This is a genomic window from Kocuria sp. LUK, from assembly GCF_021012935.1.
GTDB classification, from domain to species: domain Bacteria; phylum Actinomycetota; class Actinomycetes; order Actinomycetales; family Micrococcaceae; genus Kocuria; species Kocuria flava.
In genome coordinates, this window is sequence record NZ_JAJMZI010000004.1 from 131626 (window position 1) to 146007 (window position 14382).

Genomic DNA, 14382 nt, shown 5'->3' on the forward strand with positions numbered 1-14382 from the left:
GCCGGCCGCTCAGGCGGCCAGCCAGCCCTCGACCACGCCCTTGCCGAAGAACACCACGAAGGACGCCGCCACGACGTACATCAGCGGGTGGACCTCCTTCGCGCGGCCCTGGACCATGCGGATGAACACGTAGGAGACGAAGCCCGCGCCGATGCCGTCCGCGATCGAGTACGTGAACGGCATGACGGCGAAGGTCAGGAACGAGGGCACGGCCAGGCCCCAGTCGTCCCACTCGACGCGCACGACCTGCTTGGCCATCAGGAAGCCGACCACGACCATCGCCGGGGCCACGGCCTCGAAGGGCACCACGTTGACCAGCGGGGTGACGAACATCGCCAGCAGGAACAGCACGCCGGTGACCACGTTGGCCAGGCCCGTGCGGGCGCCGTCGGCGATGCCCGTGGAGGACTCCACGAAGATCTGGTTGGAGGACACGGACCCGGCGCCGCCGGCGATCGCGCCCGCGGCGTCCACGAGCAGCACCCGGTCCACGTTCTCGATCTGGCCGTTGCGCCCGACCAGCCCGGCCTGCTGGGACAGGCCCACCATGGTGCCCATCGCGTCGAAGAAGATCGAGAGCAGGATCGTGAACACCAGCAGCGCCGCCGCCAGGGCCCCGAGGCTGCGGAAGGCCTCGAGCGGGGCCACCGCGCCCACGAGCGAGAGGTCGGGCAGCGCGACGAGGGACTCGGGGGTCGCCGGCACCACGAGCGACCAGCCGGTGGGGCTGTCCACGGAGGAGCCGGAGGGGACCACGGCCTCGAGCACGTGGGCCAGCACGGTGGTCAGCACCACGGCGATGAGGATCGCCCCGCGCACGTTGCGCACCACGAGCGCCACGGTCAGCAGCAGCCCCACCACGAACGTGAGCGTGGGCCAGCCCAGCAGCGTCCCGCCGTCGCCCAGCTGCACGGGCACGGTGGTGCCCGCGGCGTCCGGCACGCGGCGCACGAACCCGGCGTTGACGAAGCCGATCAGGGCGATGAACAGCCCGATGCCCACGACGATCGAGGTCTTCAGCGACGGCGGCACGGCGTTGAACACCGCGGTGCGGAACCCGGTGAGCACCAGCACGAACATGATGAGGCCCGCCCACACGACCAGGCCCATGACCTGCGGCCAGGTCAGCTGCGGGGTGGTCGCGATCGTCACGGCCAGGAACGCGTTGACCCCCAGACCGGTGGCGATCGCGAAGGGCGAGCGGGCCACCAGGCCCATGAGGATCGTCATCACGCCGGCGACGAGGGCGGTCACGGCCGCGACGCGCTCGCCGCCGAGGACGTTGCCGGCCCCGTCGGGGCCGTAGCCGAGGATCAGCGGGTTGAGCACCACGATGTAGCTCATGGCGATGAACGTGGCGACGCCGCCGCGCACCTCGCTGGTCACGTCGGAGCCGCGCTCGCTGATCCTGAAGAAGCGGTCCAGGCCGTTGCGCGGCGGGCGGGACGGGGACGTCTCGGCGGAGACGGAGGGGGAGGAGGCCATGGCGGTCCTTGGGCGGTCGGGCGGACGAGGGACGGGCGGCTCGCCGGGAGCCGTTCCGCAGTCTACGGCGGCTGCCGCGCCCGGGCCGAGGCCGCCCCGCGGCGGCGCGCGGGCCGCGGGGACCCGGGGTGCGCACCGGAACACCTCCCCGGCCGCCCGTGTTGCACCGGGAGCAAGCCCTCGCGGGACGACGAGACCGAAGAACCAGGAGCGACCGTCCATGACCCAGCCCTCCCCGATCCCTCCGACCTCCTCCCGCAACTACCGGGTCCTGCGCAGCGTGCCCGCCTACGACGAGGCGCAGCGGATCGTCGACGCCCTCTCCGACGCCGGGTTCCCGGTCGAGCACGTGCGCGTGGTCGGCACAGGCCTGCGCTCGGTCGAGCAGGTCACCGGCCGGATGACCAACGGCCGGGCCGCGCTCTACGGCGCGGCCTCGGGCGCGTGGCTCGGGCTGTTCATCGGCCTGCTGCTCGGCATCTTCACCGTGGGCTCCTGGCTCGCCGTGATCCTGTGGGCCGTGGCCCTGGGCGCCGTGTGGGGCCTGCTCTTCGGGCTGATCGGCCACGCCGCCACCGGCGGGCGCCGCGACTTCCGCAGCGTCCAGGGCTTCGAGGCCGAGGCCTACGACGTCCTGGTCGAGGCCGAGCACGTCGAGGCCGCCGCCGCGCACCTGGACGGCGCCGGCCCCACCGCCTGAGGCGCCCGCCCGTCCCCGGTCCCGCACGCCCCTCCTCCCGGCACGGCCCCCGGGTCCCGCCCCGCACCGGGCGCGACCCGGGGGCCGCCGCGTGCCCGGGACCCCGGGTGTCCGCCTCCCACGTCCGGCCGGGGCTGTCCAGCCCGTGTGACGCCGGGCTACGGCCCGTGGCGGAGTGTGACGACCGGCGTGACCGGCGGGGGCCGGGGACGAAGAATCGGGGCCATGACTCAGACGACGCGTGCGCCCCGGACCGCCCGGAAGGCCAAGCCCGAGGGCCAGTGGAAGGTCGACGGCCGGGAGCCGCTGAACCCCAACGAGGTGTTCAAGCAGGCCGACGACGGGCTCAACGTGCGCACCCGCATCGAGGAGGTCTACGCCGAGCACGGCTTCGCCTCGATCGACCCGACCGACCTGCACGGCCGGTTCCGCTGGTGGGGCCTGTACACCCAGCGCCGCCCCGGCATCGACGGCGGGCGCACGGGCAAGCTCACCGACGCCGAGATCGAGGACGAGTACTTCATGATGCGCGTGCGCCTCGACGGCGGGGCGCTCACCCGCGCCCAGCTGCGGGTGCTCGGGCAGATCTCGGCGGAGTTCGCCCGCGACTCGGCCGACGTCACCGACCGGCAGAACATCCAGTACCACTGGATCCGGATCGAGGACGTCCCCGAGATCTGGCGCCGGCTCGAGGAGGTCGGCCTCGACACCACCGAGGCCTGCGGCGACGTGCCCCGGGTGCTCCTGGGCTCCCCCCTGGCGGGGATCGCGGCGGACGAGATCATCGACCCCACCCCGGTGATCGAGCAGATCAAGCGCGAGCACATCGGCAGCCCCGAGTTCTCCAACCTCCCGCGCAAGTACAAGACCGCGATCACCGGCCACCCCTCCCTGGACGTGGTCCACGAGATCAACGACTGCGCGTTCGTGGGCGTGGTCCACCCCGAGCTGGGCCCCGGCTACGACCTGTGGGTCGGCGGCGCCCTGTCCGTCGTCCCGTTCCTCGGCAAGCGCCTCGGCGCGTTCGTGACCCAGGAGCAGGTCCCCGCGGTCTGGGCCGGGGTCACCGGCATCTTCCGCGACTACGGCTACCGGCGGCTGCGCAACCGCGCCCGCCTGAAGTTCCTCGTCCAGGACTGGGGCACCGAGAAGTTCCGCCAGGTCCTCGAGGACGAGTACCTCGGCCACGCGCTGGCCGACGGCCCCGCTCCCGCCCGCTCCGCGGTGCCCGGCGACCACGTGGGGGTGCACCGGCAGAAGGACGGGCGCTACTACATCGGCGTGGCCCCGCGCGTGGGCCGGGTCTCCGGGCAGAAGCTGCTCGCGCTCGCCGACGTCATGGCGAGGTACGGCTCCGACCGGCTGCGCACCACCCCGCACCAGAAGCTCGTGGTCCTCGACGTCGAGGAGGCCGACGTCGAGGCCGTCGTCGCCGAGCTCGAGGCCCTCGACCTGCAGGCCAGGCCCTCCGCGTTCCGCCGCTCGACCGTGGCCTGCACCGGCATCGAGTACTGCAAGCTCGCCATCGTCGAGACGAAGCGGACCGCCTCGGAGACCATCGACGAGCTCGAGCGCCGCCTCGAGGGCGTCGAGCTGCCCCATCCCATCTCCCTGCACGTCAACGGCTGCCCCAACTCCTGCGCCCGCATCCAGACCGCGGACATCGGGCTCAAGGGCCAGCTGCTGCCCACCGACGACGGCGGGCAGAAGCCCGGCTACCAGGTGCACCTGGGCGGCGGGCTGACCGACGACACCCGCGCCGAGGCCGAGCTCGGCCGCACCGTGCGCGGGCTGAAGGTCTACCAGGACGACCTGGCCGACTACGTGGAGCGGCTCGTGCGCCGCTTCCTGGACCAGCGCACCGGCGAGGAGACCTTCGCCGAGTGGACCCGCCGCGCCGACGAGGAGGACCTGGCATGAGCACGACCCCCACCGCCCTGCGCGACGAGCGGACCCTGCGCGGGCTCGCGGCCGAGGGCGCCACCGCGCTGCGCGCCGCGCTCGACGCCGAGGGCAGGGTGCCCGCCGCCGGGGAGGCGAGCACGGAGGAGGCGATCCGCTGGGTCGCCGAGCACTTCGACCCCGCCAAGGTCGCCGTGGCCTGCTCCATGGCCGACGCCGTGCTGCCGGCCCTGGTCGCCGAGCACCTGCCCGGCGTGGACGTGCTGTTCCTGGAGACCGGCTACCACTTCCCCGAGACGATCGGCACCCGCGACGCGGTCGCCCACGTGCTCGACATCACCGTCGTCGACGTCCTGCCCGAGCTCACGGTCGCCGAGCAGGACGCCACGATCGGCACGGACCTCTTCGCCACCGACCCCGCCCGCTGCTGCGCGATCCGCAAGATGGACCCGCTGAAGAAGTCGCTGGAGGGCTACGAGGTGTGGTTCACCGGCGTGCGCCGCGACGAGTCCTGGACCCGCACCAACGCCCCCATGGTGGCCTTCGACGAGACCCACGGGCTCGTGAAGGTCAACCCCATGGTGCGCTGGAGCCTCGACGACCTGCTCGGGTGGTCCCGGGAGCACGGGGTGCCCGTGAACCCGCTGATGTCCGAGGGCTACCCCTCCATCGGCTGCGCCCCCTGCACCCGACCGGTCGCCCCGGGCGAGGACCCCCGCGCCGGCCGCTGGGCCGGCAAGGACAAGACCGAGTGCGGCATCCACCTGTGAGCGCACCTTCCCACCGGACGACGACGGAGGACACCGTGAGCACCATCGTGAGCGCCGCACCGGGCGCCGCCCCGGACACCGAGCGCACCGGCGCCGGCGTGCACAGCAGCCTCGACGCGCTCGAGGCCGAGTCGATCCACATCCTGCGCGAGGTGGTCGCCGAGTTCGACCGCCCGGCCATGCTCTTCTCGGGCGGCAAGGACTCGGTGGTCATGCTGCACCTGGCCGCCAAGGCCTTCTGGCCCGGCCGCATCCCCTTCCCCGTGCTGCACGTGGACACCGGGCACAACTTCCCCGAGGTCCTCGGCTTCCGGGACCGCACCGTGCAGCGGCTGGGCGTGCGCCTGGTCGTGGCCGCCGTCCAGGACTACATCGACGACGGCCGGCTGCTCGAGCGCGCCGACGGCACCCGCAACCCCCTGCAGACCGTGCCGCTGCTCGACGCCATCGCGCAGAACAAGTTCGACGCCGTCCTCGGCGGCGGGCGCCGCGACGAGGACAAGGCCCGCGCCAAGGAGCGGATCCTGTCCCTGCGCGACGAGTTCGGCCAGTGGGACCCGCGCAACCAGCGCCCCGAGCTGTGGACCCTCTACAACGGCCGGCACACCCCCGGCCAGCACGTGCGGGCCTTCCCCATCAGCAACTGGACGGAGCTCGACATCTGGCGCTACATCGAGCGCGAGAACATCGAGCTGCCCGCCATCTACTACGCCCACGAGCGCGAGGTCTTCCGCCGCGACGGGATGTGGATGGCCGTGGGCGAGTTCTCCGCGCCCACCGGGGCCGAGACCGTGGAGCGGCGCACCGTGCGCTACCGGACGGTGGGCGACATGTCCTGCACCGGGGCCGTGCTCTCCGGGGCGCGGACCGTCTCCGACGTGGTGGCCGAGGTCGCCGTGTCCACGCTGACCGAGCGCGGGGCCACCCGCGCGGACGACCGGATCTCCGAGGCCGCCATGGAGGACCGCAAGAAGGACGGGTACTTCTAGAGATGACTTCCCCCACCACCGACCGGGCCGCCGAGCACGCGCCCACGATCGACCCCGGCTCCCTGTTCCGCTTCGCGACCGCCGGGTCGGTCGACGACGGCAAGTCCACCCTCGTCGGGCGGCTGCTGCACGACGCCAAGGCCATCCTCGCCGACCAGCTCGAGGCCGTGGGCCGCACCTCCGCCGAGCGCGGCTTCGGCGGCGGCACGGGCCGGCTCGACCTCGCGCTGCTCACCGACGGCCTGCGCGCCGAGCGGGAGCAGGGCATCACGATCGACGTCGCCCACCGCTACTTCGCCACCGACCGCCGCTCCTTCATCCTCGCGGACTGCCCCGGGCACGTGCAGTACACGAAGAACACGGTCACCGGCGCCTCGACGGCCGACGCCGTCGTGCTGCTCGTCGACGCCCGCCACGGCGTGGTCGAGCAGACCCGCCGCCACCTCGCCGTCACCGCCCTGCTGCGGGTGCCGCACGTGGTCGTGGCCGTGAACAAGATCGACCTCGTGGACTACTCCCGGGACGTCTTCGAGCGGGTCGCCGGCGACGCCCGCGACGTCGCAGCCCGGCTGGGCGTCGAGGACGTGCACGTGGTGCCGGTCTCCGCGCTCGAGGGCGACAACGTCGTGGAGCCCTCGGAGCGGACCCCCTGGTACACGGGCCGGCCCCTGCTGCGGGTGCTCGAGGAGCTGCCCACGGCCGACGAGTCCGGCCGCGGCGCCGCCCGCCCCTTCCGGCTGCCCGTCCAGTACGTCCTCCGCCCCCAGGGCGGCACCGCCCCCGGGCTGGACCCCGAGGCCCTGCGCGACTACCGCGGCTACGCCGGCCAGATCGCCTCCGGCGCCGTCGCGGTCGGGGACGAGGTCGTGGTCCTGCCCTCGGGCCGGCGCACCACCGTCACCGGCATCGACGTCGCCGGCACCGCCCCCGCCCCCGGGGCGCCCCTGCCCGGGGAGCAGCTGGCGGAGGCCGCCGCGCCGCTGTCCGTGACGCTGCGGCTGGCCGACGACATCGACATCGCCCGCGGCGACCTGCTCGCCGGCGCCGCCGACGAGCTGCCCGAGCCCGTGCGCGAGCTGCCCGCCTCCCTCGCCTGGCTCGGGGACCGGCCCCTGCGCCCGCGCGACCGCGTGCTCGTCAAGCACGGGGCCGCCACGGTCCAGGCCATGGTCGAGGAGCTCGAGGGCCGGCTGGACCTCGACGCCCTCGAGCTGCGCGCGGCGGACACGCTCGAGCTCAACGACATCGGCCGCGTCCGGCTGCGCCTGGCCTCGCCGCTGCCCGTGGACCCCTACGACCGGCTGCGGCGCACCGGCGCCTTCCTGGTCATCGACCCGGCCACCGGCGGCACCCTCGCCGCCGGGCTCGCCCGGGGCGCCTGAGGTGCAGCCGCAGGACCGGCCGGAGCCGACCACGGTCACGGCCGGGGCCGGTGCGCGCCCGGCCGGCCGCCGCGGGGGCTGGCCGCTGGTGCTGACGGCCCTGCTGCTGCTCGCCGCGCTCACGGCCACGGCCACCGTGCTGCGGGGCAACGGGACCCTCGAGGCGTGGCAGGCGGCCCCGGTGGAGACCTCCGAGGCCGCCGACCTGCGCCTGGGCTACTTCGGCAACCTCACCCACGGCCCGGCCCTGGTCGGCCTGGACCAGGGCCTGCTGGCCGAGGAGCTGGGCGGGACCGAGCTGTCCACCCAGGTCTTCGGCAGCGGCCCCACCGCGGTCGAGGCCATGAACGCGGGCTCCCTCGACGCCGCGTTCGTCGGCCCGAACCCCGCGATCAACTCCTTCGTCCAGTCCGAGGGGCGGTCCCTGGCGATCGTGGCGGGCGCGGCCTCCGGCGGGGCCCAGTTCGTGGTCTCCCCCGACGTGGCCGGGGCCGGCGACCTCGGCGGGCGCACCCTGGCCACCCCCGAGTTCGGCGGGACCCAGGACGTGGCCCTGCGCACCTGGCTCGCCGAGCACGGCTACGTCCCCGACGGCGAGGGGGAGGACGCCGTGGCCATCACCCCCATGCCCAACGGCCAGACCCTGCACACCCTGCGCCAGGGCCGGGTCGACGGCGCCTGGCTGCCCCAGCCCTGGGCGACCCGGGCCGTGGCGGAGGGCGCCCGCGTGCTCGTCGACGAGCGCGAGCTGTGGCCCGGCGGCCGCTACCCCACCACGGTGCTCGTGGTGCGCCGGGACTACCTCGAGCGCCACCCCCGGACCGTGGAGCGGCTCGTGCGCGGCCTGCAGCGCTCCGTGGACTGGCTGGAGGCCCACGAGGACGAGCCGGCGCTGCTGGCCGCGACCCTCAACCGCGGCCTGGAGCGGGCCGAGGTCGAGACCCTCCCCGAGGACACGGTCACCGGGGCCCTGGCCGCGATCGAGTGGACCACCGACCCGCTGGCCGGGACCTACCCCGCACTGCTCGAGGACGCCGTCGCGGCCGGCACCACCGACCCCGCCCCGCTCGAGGGCCTCGTGGACCCCACGGCGCTCGAGCGCGTGCGCCCCGACCCGGAGGAGGGAGCATGACCCCCACCGCCGCCGGCCCCGAGGCCCCGGCCGAGGAGCGGACCGCGATCCGGCTGCGCGGTCTCGGCAAGACCTTCGCCCCCGAGGACGGGCCCGTCCTCCAGGACGTCGAGCTGAGCGTGGAGCGCGGGCAGTTCGTCGCGCTGCTGGGCGCCTCCGGGTGCGGGAAGTCCACGCTGCTCAACATCGTCGCCGGCCTCGAGCACCCCACCACCGGGTCCGTGACGGTCCCCGCCGAGGGGGCCGCCCTGATGTTCCAGGACGCCGCCCTGTTCCCCTGGCTCACCGCCCGCCGCAACGTGGAGCTCGCCCTCGAGCTGCGCGGCGTGCCCGGCCCGCAGCGGCGGGCGCGCGCCGGCGAGCTGCTCGAGCTCGTCCGGCTGGGCCGTGCCGGGGACAAGCGCCCCCACGAGCTCTCCGGGGGCATGCGCCAGCGCGTGGCACTGGCCCGGGCGCTGGCCCAGGAGCGGGAGGTGCTGCTGATGGACGAGCCGTTCTCGGCGCTGGACGCCATCACCCGCGACCTGCTGCACGAGGAGCTGCTGCGGGTCTGGCGCAGCACGGGGCGCACGATCGTGTTCATCACCCACAACGTCGCGGAGGCCGTGCGCCTGGGCGAGCGGGTGCTGCTGATGTCCTCCCGGCCCGGCCGGGTGGTCCAGGAGTGGGACACCCGCCCGTGGAAGGACCCGCAGTCCTACGGCTTCGAGGGCAGCGCCCAGTCGCTCGACGACACCCTCGCCGAGCTCACCCGCACCGTCACCGCACGCCTCCGGGAGGAGATCAGCCGCCATGCGCAATGACACCGCCGTCCCCGCCGTCCCGGCCGGGCCCGCGGTCCGGCCGTCCCCGGCCCCCGTGCCGCCGCCGGCCGTGCCCCCCGCGGCCGCCCCGGCCCCCGCCGCGGCCGGCGCCGGGCAGGAGCTCGCCGGGCTGGACGCGCTGCAGACCGAGCGCACCCGCCGGACCCCGGCCGCGGAGGTGCTGCGCACCAAGGCGGCCCCGCCCCTGGTGGCGCTGCTGTTCGGGCTGCTGCTGTGGCAGCTGCTCGTCGCCGTCCTCGGCCCCCGCCCGGACGTGGTGCCCGGGCCGCTCGACGTCGCCCGCCGGTTCGCGGAGCTGCTCTCGGACGGCACCGTCCTGTCCGCCCTGGGCACGAGCCTGTGGCGCGGGGTCAGCGGGTTCCTCGTCGCCGTCGCCGTCGCCACCCCGCTCGGGCTGCTCGTCGCCCAGCGGCAGGGGCTGCGCAACGCCGTCGGGCCCCTGATCTCCGGGCTGCAGGTGCTGCCCTCGGTCGCGTGGGTGCCCGCCGCGATCATCTGGTTCGGCCTCTCGGACGCCACCGTCTACTTCGTGGTGCTCATGGGCGCGATCCCCTCGATCGTCAACGGCATGCTCGCCGGCGTGGACCAGATCCCGCCCCAGCTGCGCCGGGCCGGGCACGTCCTCGGCGCCCGCGGGTGGACCATGGCCGTCAAGGTCGTGCTCCCCGCGGCGCTGCCCGGCTACGCCGCCGGCCTCAAGCAGGGGTGGGCGTTCTCGTGGCGGTCGCTGATGGGCGCCGAGCTCATCGCCATCGGCGGCTCCATCGGCTTCGGCCTGGGCTCCCTGCTCGAGCAGGGGCGGACCGTCTCCGACATGGCCGTGGTGATGGCCGCGGTCCTGTCCATCCTCGCCGTCGGGATCCTCGTGGAGCTGCTGCTGTTCAACCCCCTCGAGCGGCGCCTGCTGCGCGGGCGCGGGCTGCTCGGCCCCCGCCCGTGAGTTCCGTTACCTCCCGGGCGATTCCCGGGGAAGTTCACTAACGTTGTCCCAGACCCGATGCGCGCGGCGGTCCCCGTGCGCGCTCCCGAAAGGAATCCCACGTGGCTGACACCACCACCCGCCCCCTGCGCGTCGCCGTGATCGGGGCCGGCCCCGCCGGCATCTACGCCGCGGACATGCTCACCAAGTCGGAGCCGGTCGCGAGCGGCGAGCTCGCGGTCAGCATCGACCTGTTCGACCGCTACCCGACCCCGTTCGGGCTCATCCGCTACGGCGTGGCCCCCGACCACCCCCGCATCAAGGGCATCATCACCGCCCTGCGCTCGATCCTGGGCCGCGGCGACATCCGCTTCTTCGGCAACGTCGAGTACGGCACGGACCTGACCCTCGCCGACCTCGGCGCCCACTACGACGCGGTGATCTTCGCGACCGGCGCCGTCTACGACGCCCCGCTGAACATCCCCGGCATCGAGCTCGAGGGCGTCCACGGCGCCGCCGAGTTCGTGGCCTGGTACGACGGCCACCCCGACTTCCCGCGCGAGTGGGAGCTCACCGCGAAGGAGATCGCGGTCATCGGCAACGGCAACGTCGCCCTCGACGTCGCCCGGGTGCTCGCCAAGCACGCCGACGACATGCTCGTCACCGAGATCCCCGGCAACGTCTACCAGGGGCTGAAGAAGTCCCCGGTCACCGACGTGCACATCTTCGGCCGCCGCGGGCCCGCCCAGGTGAAGTTCACCCCGCTGGAGCTGCGCGAGCTCGCCAAGTCGCGCGACGTCGACATCGTCGTCTACGACGAGGACTTCGCCTACGACGAGGCCTCCGAGCAGGCCGTGGCCGAGAACAACCAGGTCAAGGTCATGGTCAGGACCCTCGAGAAGTGGCGGGCCGACGACTCCCCGAAGACCGCCTCCCGGCGCCTGCACCTGCACTTCCTGCAGAGCCCCCGCGAGATCCTCGGCGAGGACGGCAAGGTCGTGGGCCTGCGGATGGAGCGCACCCGCCTCAACGGCGACGGCTCCGTCTCCGGCACCGGCGAGCTGATCGACCACCCCGTCCAGGCCGTCTACCACGCGATCGGCTACCTCGGGTCCCGGCTGCCCGAGCTGCCCTTCGACGACGCCCGCGGCGTGATCCCCAACGCGGAGGGCCGCGTGCTCAGCGAGGACGGCAGCACCGTGCTGCACGGGCTCTACGCGACGGGCTGGATCAAGCGCGGGCCCGTGGGCCTGATCGGCGCCACCAAGTCCGACGCCCTCGAGACCGTCACCCACCTGCTCGAGGACCGGCCGGTGCTGCCCGCGGCGACCTCCCCGGACCCCCGCTCGGTCGTCGACCTGCTCGAGGCCCGCGGCGTGGCGTACACGACGTGGGAGGGCTGGCTCGCCCTCGACGAGCACGAGCAGGCCCTCGGGCAGTCCTCGCACGACGCCGAGGGCAACCCCCGCGAGCGCGTCAAGGTCGTCGAGCGCGACGAGATGGTGAGCGTCTCCCGCGACGGCGTCCAGCAGCCGGTCTCCTCGAACGTCTGAGGCCCCGTCCCCGGCCCGCGAGGGGCGGCGTCCGGCGGGAAACCGCACCGGTTTCCCGCCGGACGCCGCCCCTCGCGCCGTCGTGGTCCGCGGTGTGGTGGTTCAGAGGCCGAGCAGGGACCGGACGTGGTCGTTGAGGAACACCCCGTCCGGGTCGAGCTCGGCCCGGACGTCGAGGAAGTCCTGGAACCGCGGGTAGACGCTGCGCAGGTACCCGGCGTCGCGGGTGTGCACGGTGCCCCAGTGCGGGCGCCCGCCGTGGGCGGCGAAGATCTCCTCGGCGGCCGCGAAGACCTTCGGGTCGTGGCGGCGCCAGTACTGCCGCAGCGCGATCCAGCCGGTGGCCCGCCCGTGGGCGGGGGAGAGCCAGGCCTCCTCGGCCGCGGAGCAGCGCACGTCCACGGGCAGGGAGAAGGCGTAGCCGCGGCGCTCGATCAGCGCCTGCAGCTCCCGGAAGGCGGGGACCAGCTCCTCGTCCGGCAGCGCGTACTCCGTGGAGACGAACCGGACCCGGCGCGGGACGGTGAACACCCGGTGGGAGAGGTCGCTGTAGCGGCGCGGGCTGTTGGTGAACGCGTCCAGCCGGTTCACCCCCGGGGTGGAGCGCGGCAGGACCGTCGCGAGCTGGTGCAGCCCGGCGGTGAGGGTGTTGCGCAGCAGGAGGTCGTCGAGCCGCCGGACCGTGCGCGCCACGGGGGAGCCCGGGCGGGTGTAGGACTCCGGGAGCTTGTGCAGGCGGGTGAGGATGCGGGTCTGGGCCGTGGAGGTCCCCGGCGTCCAGAAGAACTCGAAGTGGTCCGCCCCGGCCATCCGGTCCCCGAGGGAGTCCACGAGCTGACCCAGGGGCTCCTTGAGCTCCGCCGCGTGCAGCCGGAACGCCGGCTCGCACTGCAGGGTGACGGTCGCGACCACCCCGGTGACGCCGAGACCCGTGCACGCGGCCCGGAACAGCTCGGGCCGCTGCTCGGCGGAGCACTCCAGCAGCTCCCCGGAGGGGCCGACCAGGGTCAGGGCCACGACCTGCCCGGACAGGGACGGGAACCGCAGCCCCGTGCCGTGGGTGCCGGTGGCCACGGCCCCGGCCACCGTCTGCCAGGTGCTGTCGGGCAGGTTCGTCACCGCGAGGTCGTGCTCCTCGAGGTCCTGGCTCAGCGCGGCGAGGGTGGTCCCGGCGAGCACGGTCGCCCGGTGCCGCTGCGCGTCCACGTCGACCAGCCCGGTCAGCGCCGAGAGGTACACGAGCACCTCGGGGGCCACCGCGAGCGCCGAGAAGCTGCAGCCGGAGCCCACCGGGCGCACGTGCAGGCCCCGCCGGGCGGCGGCGGCCACGCCCCGGGCCAGCTCCTCCACGGAGGAGGGCGCCAGCACGTGCTCCGGGGTCACCGTGTGGGTGCGGCCCCACGTGGTCCACTCCCTGGTCCCGGTCTCCCCGGGCAGCGGCGTCTCGCTCATCGCCAGGACCGTCCTTCCTCGGCTGCGGGGTGCAGCGCGCGCCCTCATCTTCTCACCGCGGGCGGCCCCGGCGCGCCGTGGGGCGCCCGTGCGCGCCGGGGTCCGCGCGTACCATCGGAGGCGAAGCCCCGCACCGGCGGAGCCGCACCGGCGACGACCCGCGGGACCCGCGCACAGGAAGGCACCGTCATGACCGACCGACCGTCCCGCGACCGGGACCGCGAGCGGCGCCGGGGACCCGGGCGGCCGGAGGACGCGAGCACGGGCAGCACGGCCGGGGACGCCCCGGACGCCACCGGCGAGATCGTGGTGGGCATCGACGGCTCCGAGCAGAGCCTCGGCGCGCTGCGCTGGGCCGCCCGGGAGGGGCGCCGCCGCGGCCTGCCCGTGCGCATGGTCACCGCCTACAGCCTGCCGGTGTTCTCCGGGTCGGGCTTCGACACCGGCTACGCGACGGTCGACGAGGCGGCCCTCGCCCGCGGCGTCGAGGAGCTGCTCAACGACGCCGCCGCGCAGGTGCGGTCCACCGGCGTCGAGCTGCGCGCCACGGTCGAGACGGGCGACCCCTCCGGGGCCCTGCTCGAGCTCAGCCGCACCGCGGAGCTGCTCGTGCTCGGCTCGCGCGGGCGCGGCGGGCTGCTCGGCCGGCTGCTGGGCACCGTCTCCACGGCGGTGCCCGCCCACGCGAAGTGCCCCACCGGGGTCGTCCCCCTGCCGTGGTCGAAGGAGCACCTGGGGGAGGAGGCTCTCGCCGGCACCGCGGCGCTGGTCGAGCGCGTCGTCGTCGGCTCGGACGGCTCGTCCCAGGCGCGGGCCGCGATGCTGGAGGCCGCGGAGGAGGCCCGGCTGCTGGACGTGCCCCTGACGGTCGTGTGCGCGGTCCCGCCGGTCAGCGGCGCGGTCGCGTGGATGCCCACGGCCGTGGACTTCGAGGCCATGTACGACGACGTCGCCCGCGCCCTGCAGGGCGGGGTGGCCTGGCTGAAGAGCTGGTTCCCGGACCTGGAGATCGGCTCCGAGCTGGCCGACGGCCCGCCGGTGCAGGTGCTCGTGGACCAGACCCGCCGCAACCGCCTCGTGGTCGTCGGCACCCGCGGGCGCGGCGGCTTCACCGGGATGCTGCTGGGCTCCACCTCCCAGGGCGTGCTGCACAACGCGGCCGGGCCCGTGCTGATCGTCCCGGACCGCTACGACGAGCGGATCGAGACCCGCAAGGACTTCGACCTCGACGACGTCCGCCCCTGGGACGCCTGACCCGGGCGGGGCCGGGCGCG

Annotated in this window: 12 protein-coding genes; 10 read left to right on the forward strand and 2 right to left on the reverse strand. The window is 74.7% G+C overall.

Annotated features, from left to right (window positions below):
• Positions 1-9: 9 nt before the first annotated feature.
• A complete protein-coding gene (locus LQU92_RS08525; protein WP_058857360.1) occupies positions 10-1485 on the reverse strand; it encodes an NCS2 family permease in 1476 nt (491 codons plus the stop codon).
• Between the two features lie 220 nt (positions 1486-1705).
• Here LQU92_RS08525 and LQU92_RS08530 point away from each other — a divergent pair, with 220 nt between their 5' ends.
• The 9 genes from LQU92_RS08530 to LQU92_RS08570 all read left to right on the forward strand — a co-directional run bounded on the left by LQU92_RS08530 (position 1706) and on the right by LQU92_RS08570 (position 11656).
• The gene (locus LQU92_RS08530) at positions 1706-2185 is read left to right on the forward strand and encodes a general stress protein (protein ID WP_101851509.1); all 480 of its coding nucleotides are present in this window, start codon (positions 1706-1708) and stop codon (positions 2183-2185) included.
• 225 nt (positions 2186-2410) lie between these two features.
• A complete protein-coding gene (locus LQU92_RS08535; protein ID WP_230779881.1) occupies positions 2411-4105 on the forward strand; it encodes a nitrite/sulfite reductase in 1695 nt (564 codons plus the stop codon).
• The gene (locus LQU92_RS08540) at positions 4102-4857 is read left to right on the forward strand and encodes a phosphoadenylyl-sulfate reductase (RefSeq protein ID WP_230779883.1); all 756 of its coding nucleotides are present in this window, start codon (positions 4102-4104) and stop codon (positions 4855-4857) included. Before LQU92_RS08535 ends, LQU92_RS08540 begins: the two co-directional genes overlap by 4 nt.
• Positions 4858-4901: 44 nt before the next feature.
• On the forward strand, positions 4902-5846 hold the full coding sequence (gene cysD, locus LQU92_RS08545) for a sulfate adenylyltransferase subunit CysD (RefSeq protein ID WP_261766160.1): 945 nt from the start codon (positions 4902-4904) through the stop codon (positions 5844-5846).
• A 2-nt stretch (positions 5847-5848) separates the two neighbouring features.
• Complete coding sequence (locus LQU92_RS08550) at positions 5849-7228, forward strand: sulfate adenylyltransferase subunit 1 (RefSeq protein ID WP_230779885.1); 1380 nt, start codon at positions 5849-5851, stop codon at positions 7226-7228.
• Between the two features lies 1 nt (position 7229).
• Positions 7230-8360: an ABC transporter substrate-binding protein gene (locus tag LQU92_RS08555; protein WP_230779888.1), complete on the forward strand. Its 1131-nt coding sequence runs from the start codon at positions 7230-7232 to the stop codon at positions 8358-8360.
• Positions 8357-9163, forward strand: a complete 807-nt coding sequence (locus tag LQU92_RS08560; RefSeq protein ID WP_230779890.1) for an ABC transporter ATP-binding protein — start codon at positions 8357-8359, stop codon at positions 9161-9163. Before LQU92_RS08555 ends, LQU92_RS08560 begins: the two co-directional genes overlap by 4 nt.
• Positions 9153-10124 carry an ABC transporter permease gene (locus LQU92_RS08565; protein ID WP_230779893.1) on the forward strand — a complete coding sequence of 324 codons (972 nt, stop codon included), beginning with the start codon at positions 9153-9155 and terminating at the stop codon, positions 10122-10124. The genes LQU92_RS08560 and LQU92_RS08565 overlap by 11 nt, the downstream gene beginning before the upstream one ends.
• A gap of 101 nt (positions 10125-10225) precedes the next feature.
• Positions 10226-11656, forward strand: coding sequence for an FAD-dependent oxidoreductase (locus LQU92_RS08570; protein WP_230779897.1), 1431 nt, complete (start codon positions 10226-10228; stop codon positions 11654-11656).
• A gap of 102 nt (positions 11657-11758) precedes the next feature.
• Here the strand turns inward: LQU92_RS08570 and LQU92_RS08575 are convergent, their stop codons facing one another.
• Complete coding sequence (locus LQU92_RS08575; protein ID WP_230779900.1) at positions 11759-13108, reverse strand: D-arabinono-1,4-lactone oxidase; 1350 nt, start codon at positions 13106-13108, stop codon at positions 11759-11761.
• A 189-nt stretch (positions 13109-13297) separates the two neighbouring features.
• Between LQU92_RS08575 and LQU92_RS08580 the strand changes: the two genes are divergently transcribed.
• Positions 13298-14362 (forward strand): universal stress protein, encoded by a 1065-nt coding sequence (locus LQU92_RS08580; protein WP_230779903.1) that lies wholly within the window; start codon positions 13298-13300, stop codon positions 14360-14362.
• Positions 14363-14382 lie beyond the last annotated feature (20 nt).

Bases quoted from the DNA above. Each gene is read 5' to 3' on its own strand.
- LQU92_RS08525 (WP_058857360.1), bottom strand. From the start codon at position 1,485: ATGGCCTCCTCCCCCTCCGTCTCCGCCGAGACGTCCCCGTCCCGCCCG.
- LQU92_RS08530 (WP_101851509.1), top strand. From the start codon at position 1,706: ATGACCCAGCCCTCCCCGATCCCTCCGACCTCCTCCCGCAACTACCGG.
- LQU92_RS08535 (WP_230779881.1), top strand. From the start codon at position 2,411: ATGACTCAGACGACGCGTGCGCCCCGGACCGCCCGGAAGGCCAAGCCC.
- LQU92_RS08540 (WP_230779883.1), top strand. From the start codon at position 4,102: ATGAGCACGACCCCCACCGCCCTGCGCGACGAGCGGACCCTGCGCGGG.
- LQU92_RS08550 (WP_230779885.1), top strand. From the start codon at position 5,849: ATGACTTCCCCCACCACCGACCGGGCCGCCGAGCACGCGCCCACGATC.
- LQU92_RS08560 (WP_230779890.1), top strand. From the start codon at position 8,357: ATGACCCCCACCGCCGCCGGCCCCGAGGCCCCGGCCGAGGAGCGGACC.
- LQU92_RS08565 (WP_230779893.1), top strand. From the start codon at position 9,153: ATGCGCAATGACACCGCCGTCCCCGCCGTCCCGGCCGGGCCCGCGGTC.
- LQU92_RS08575 (WP_230779900.1), bottom strand. From the start codon at position 13,108: ATGAGCGAGACGCCGCTGCCCGGGGAGACCGGGACCAGGGAGTGGACC.
- LQU92_RS08580 (WP_230779903.1), top strand. From the start codon at position 13,298: ATGACCGACCGACCGTCCCGCGACCGGGACCGCGAGCGGCGCCGGGGA.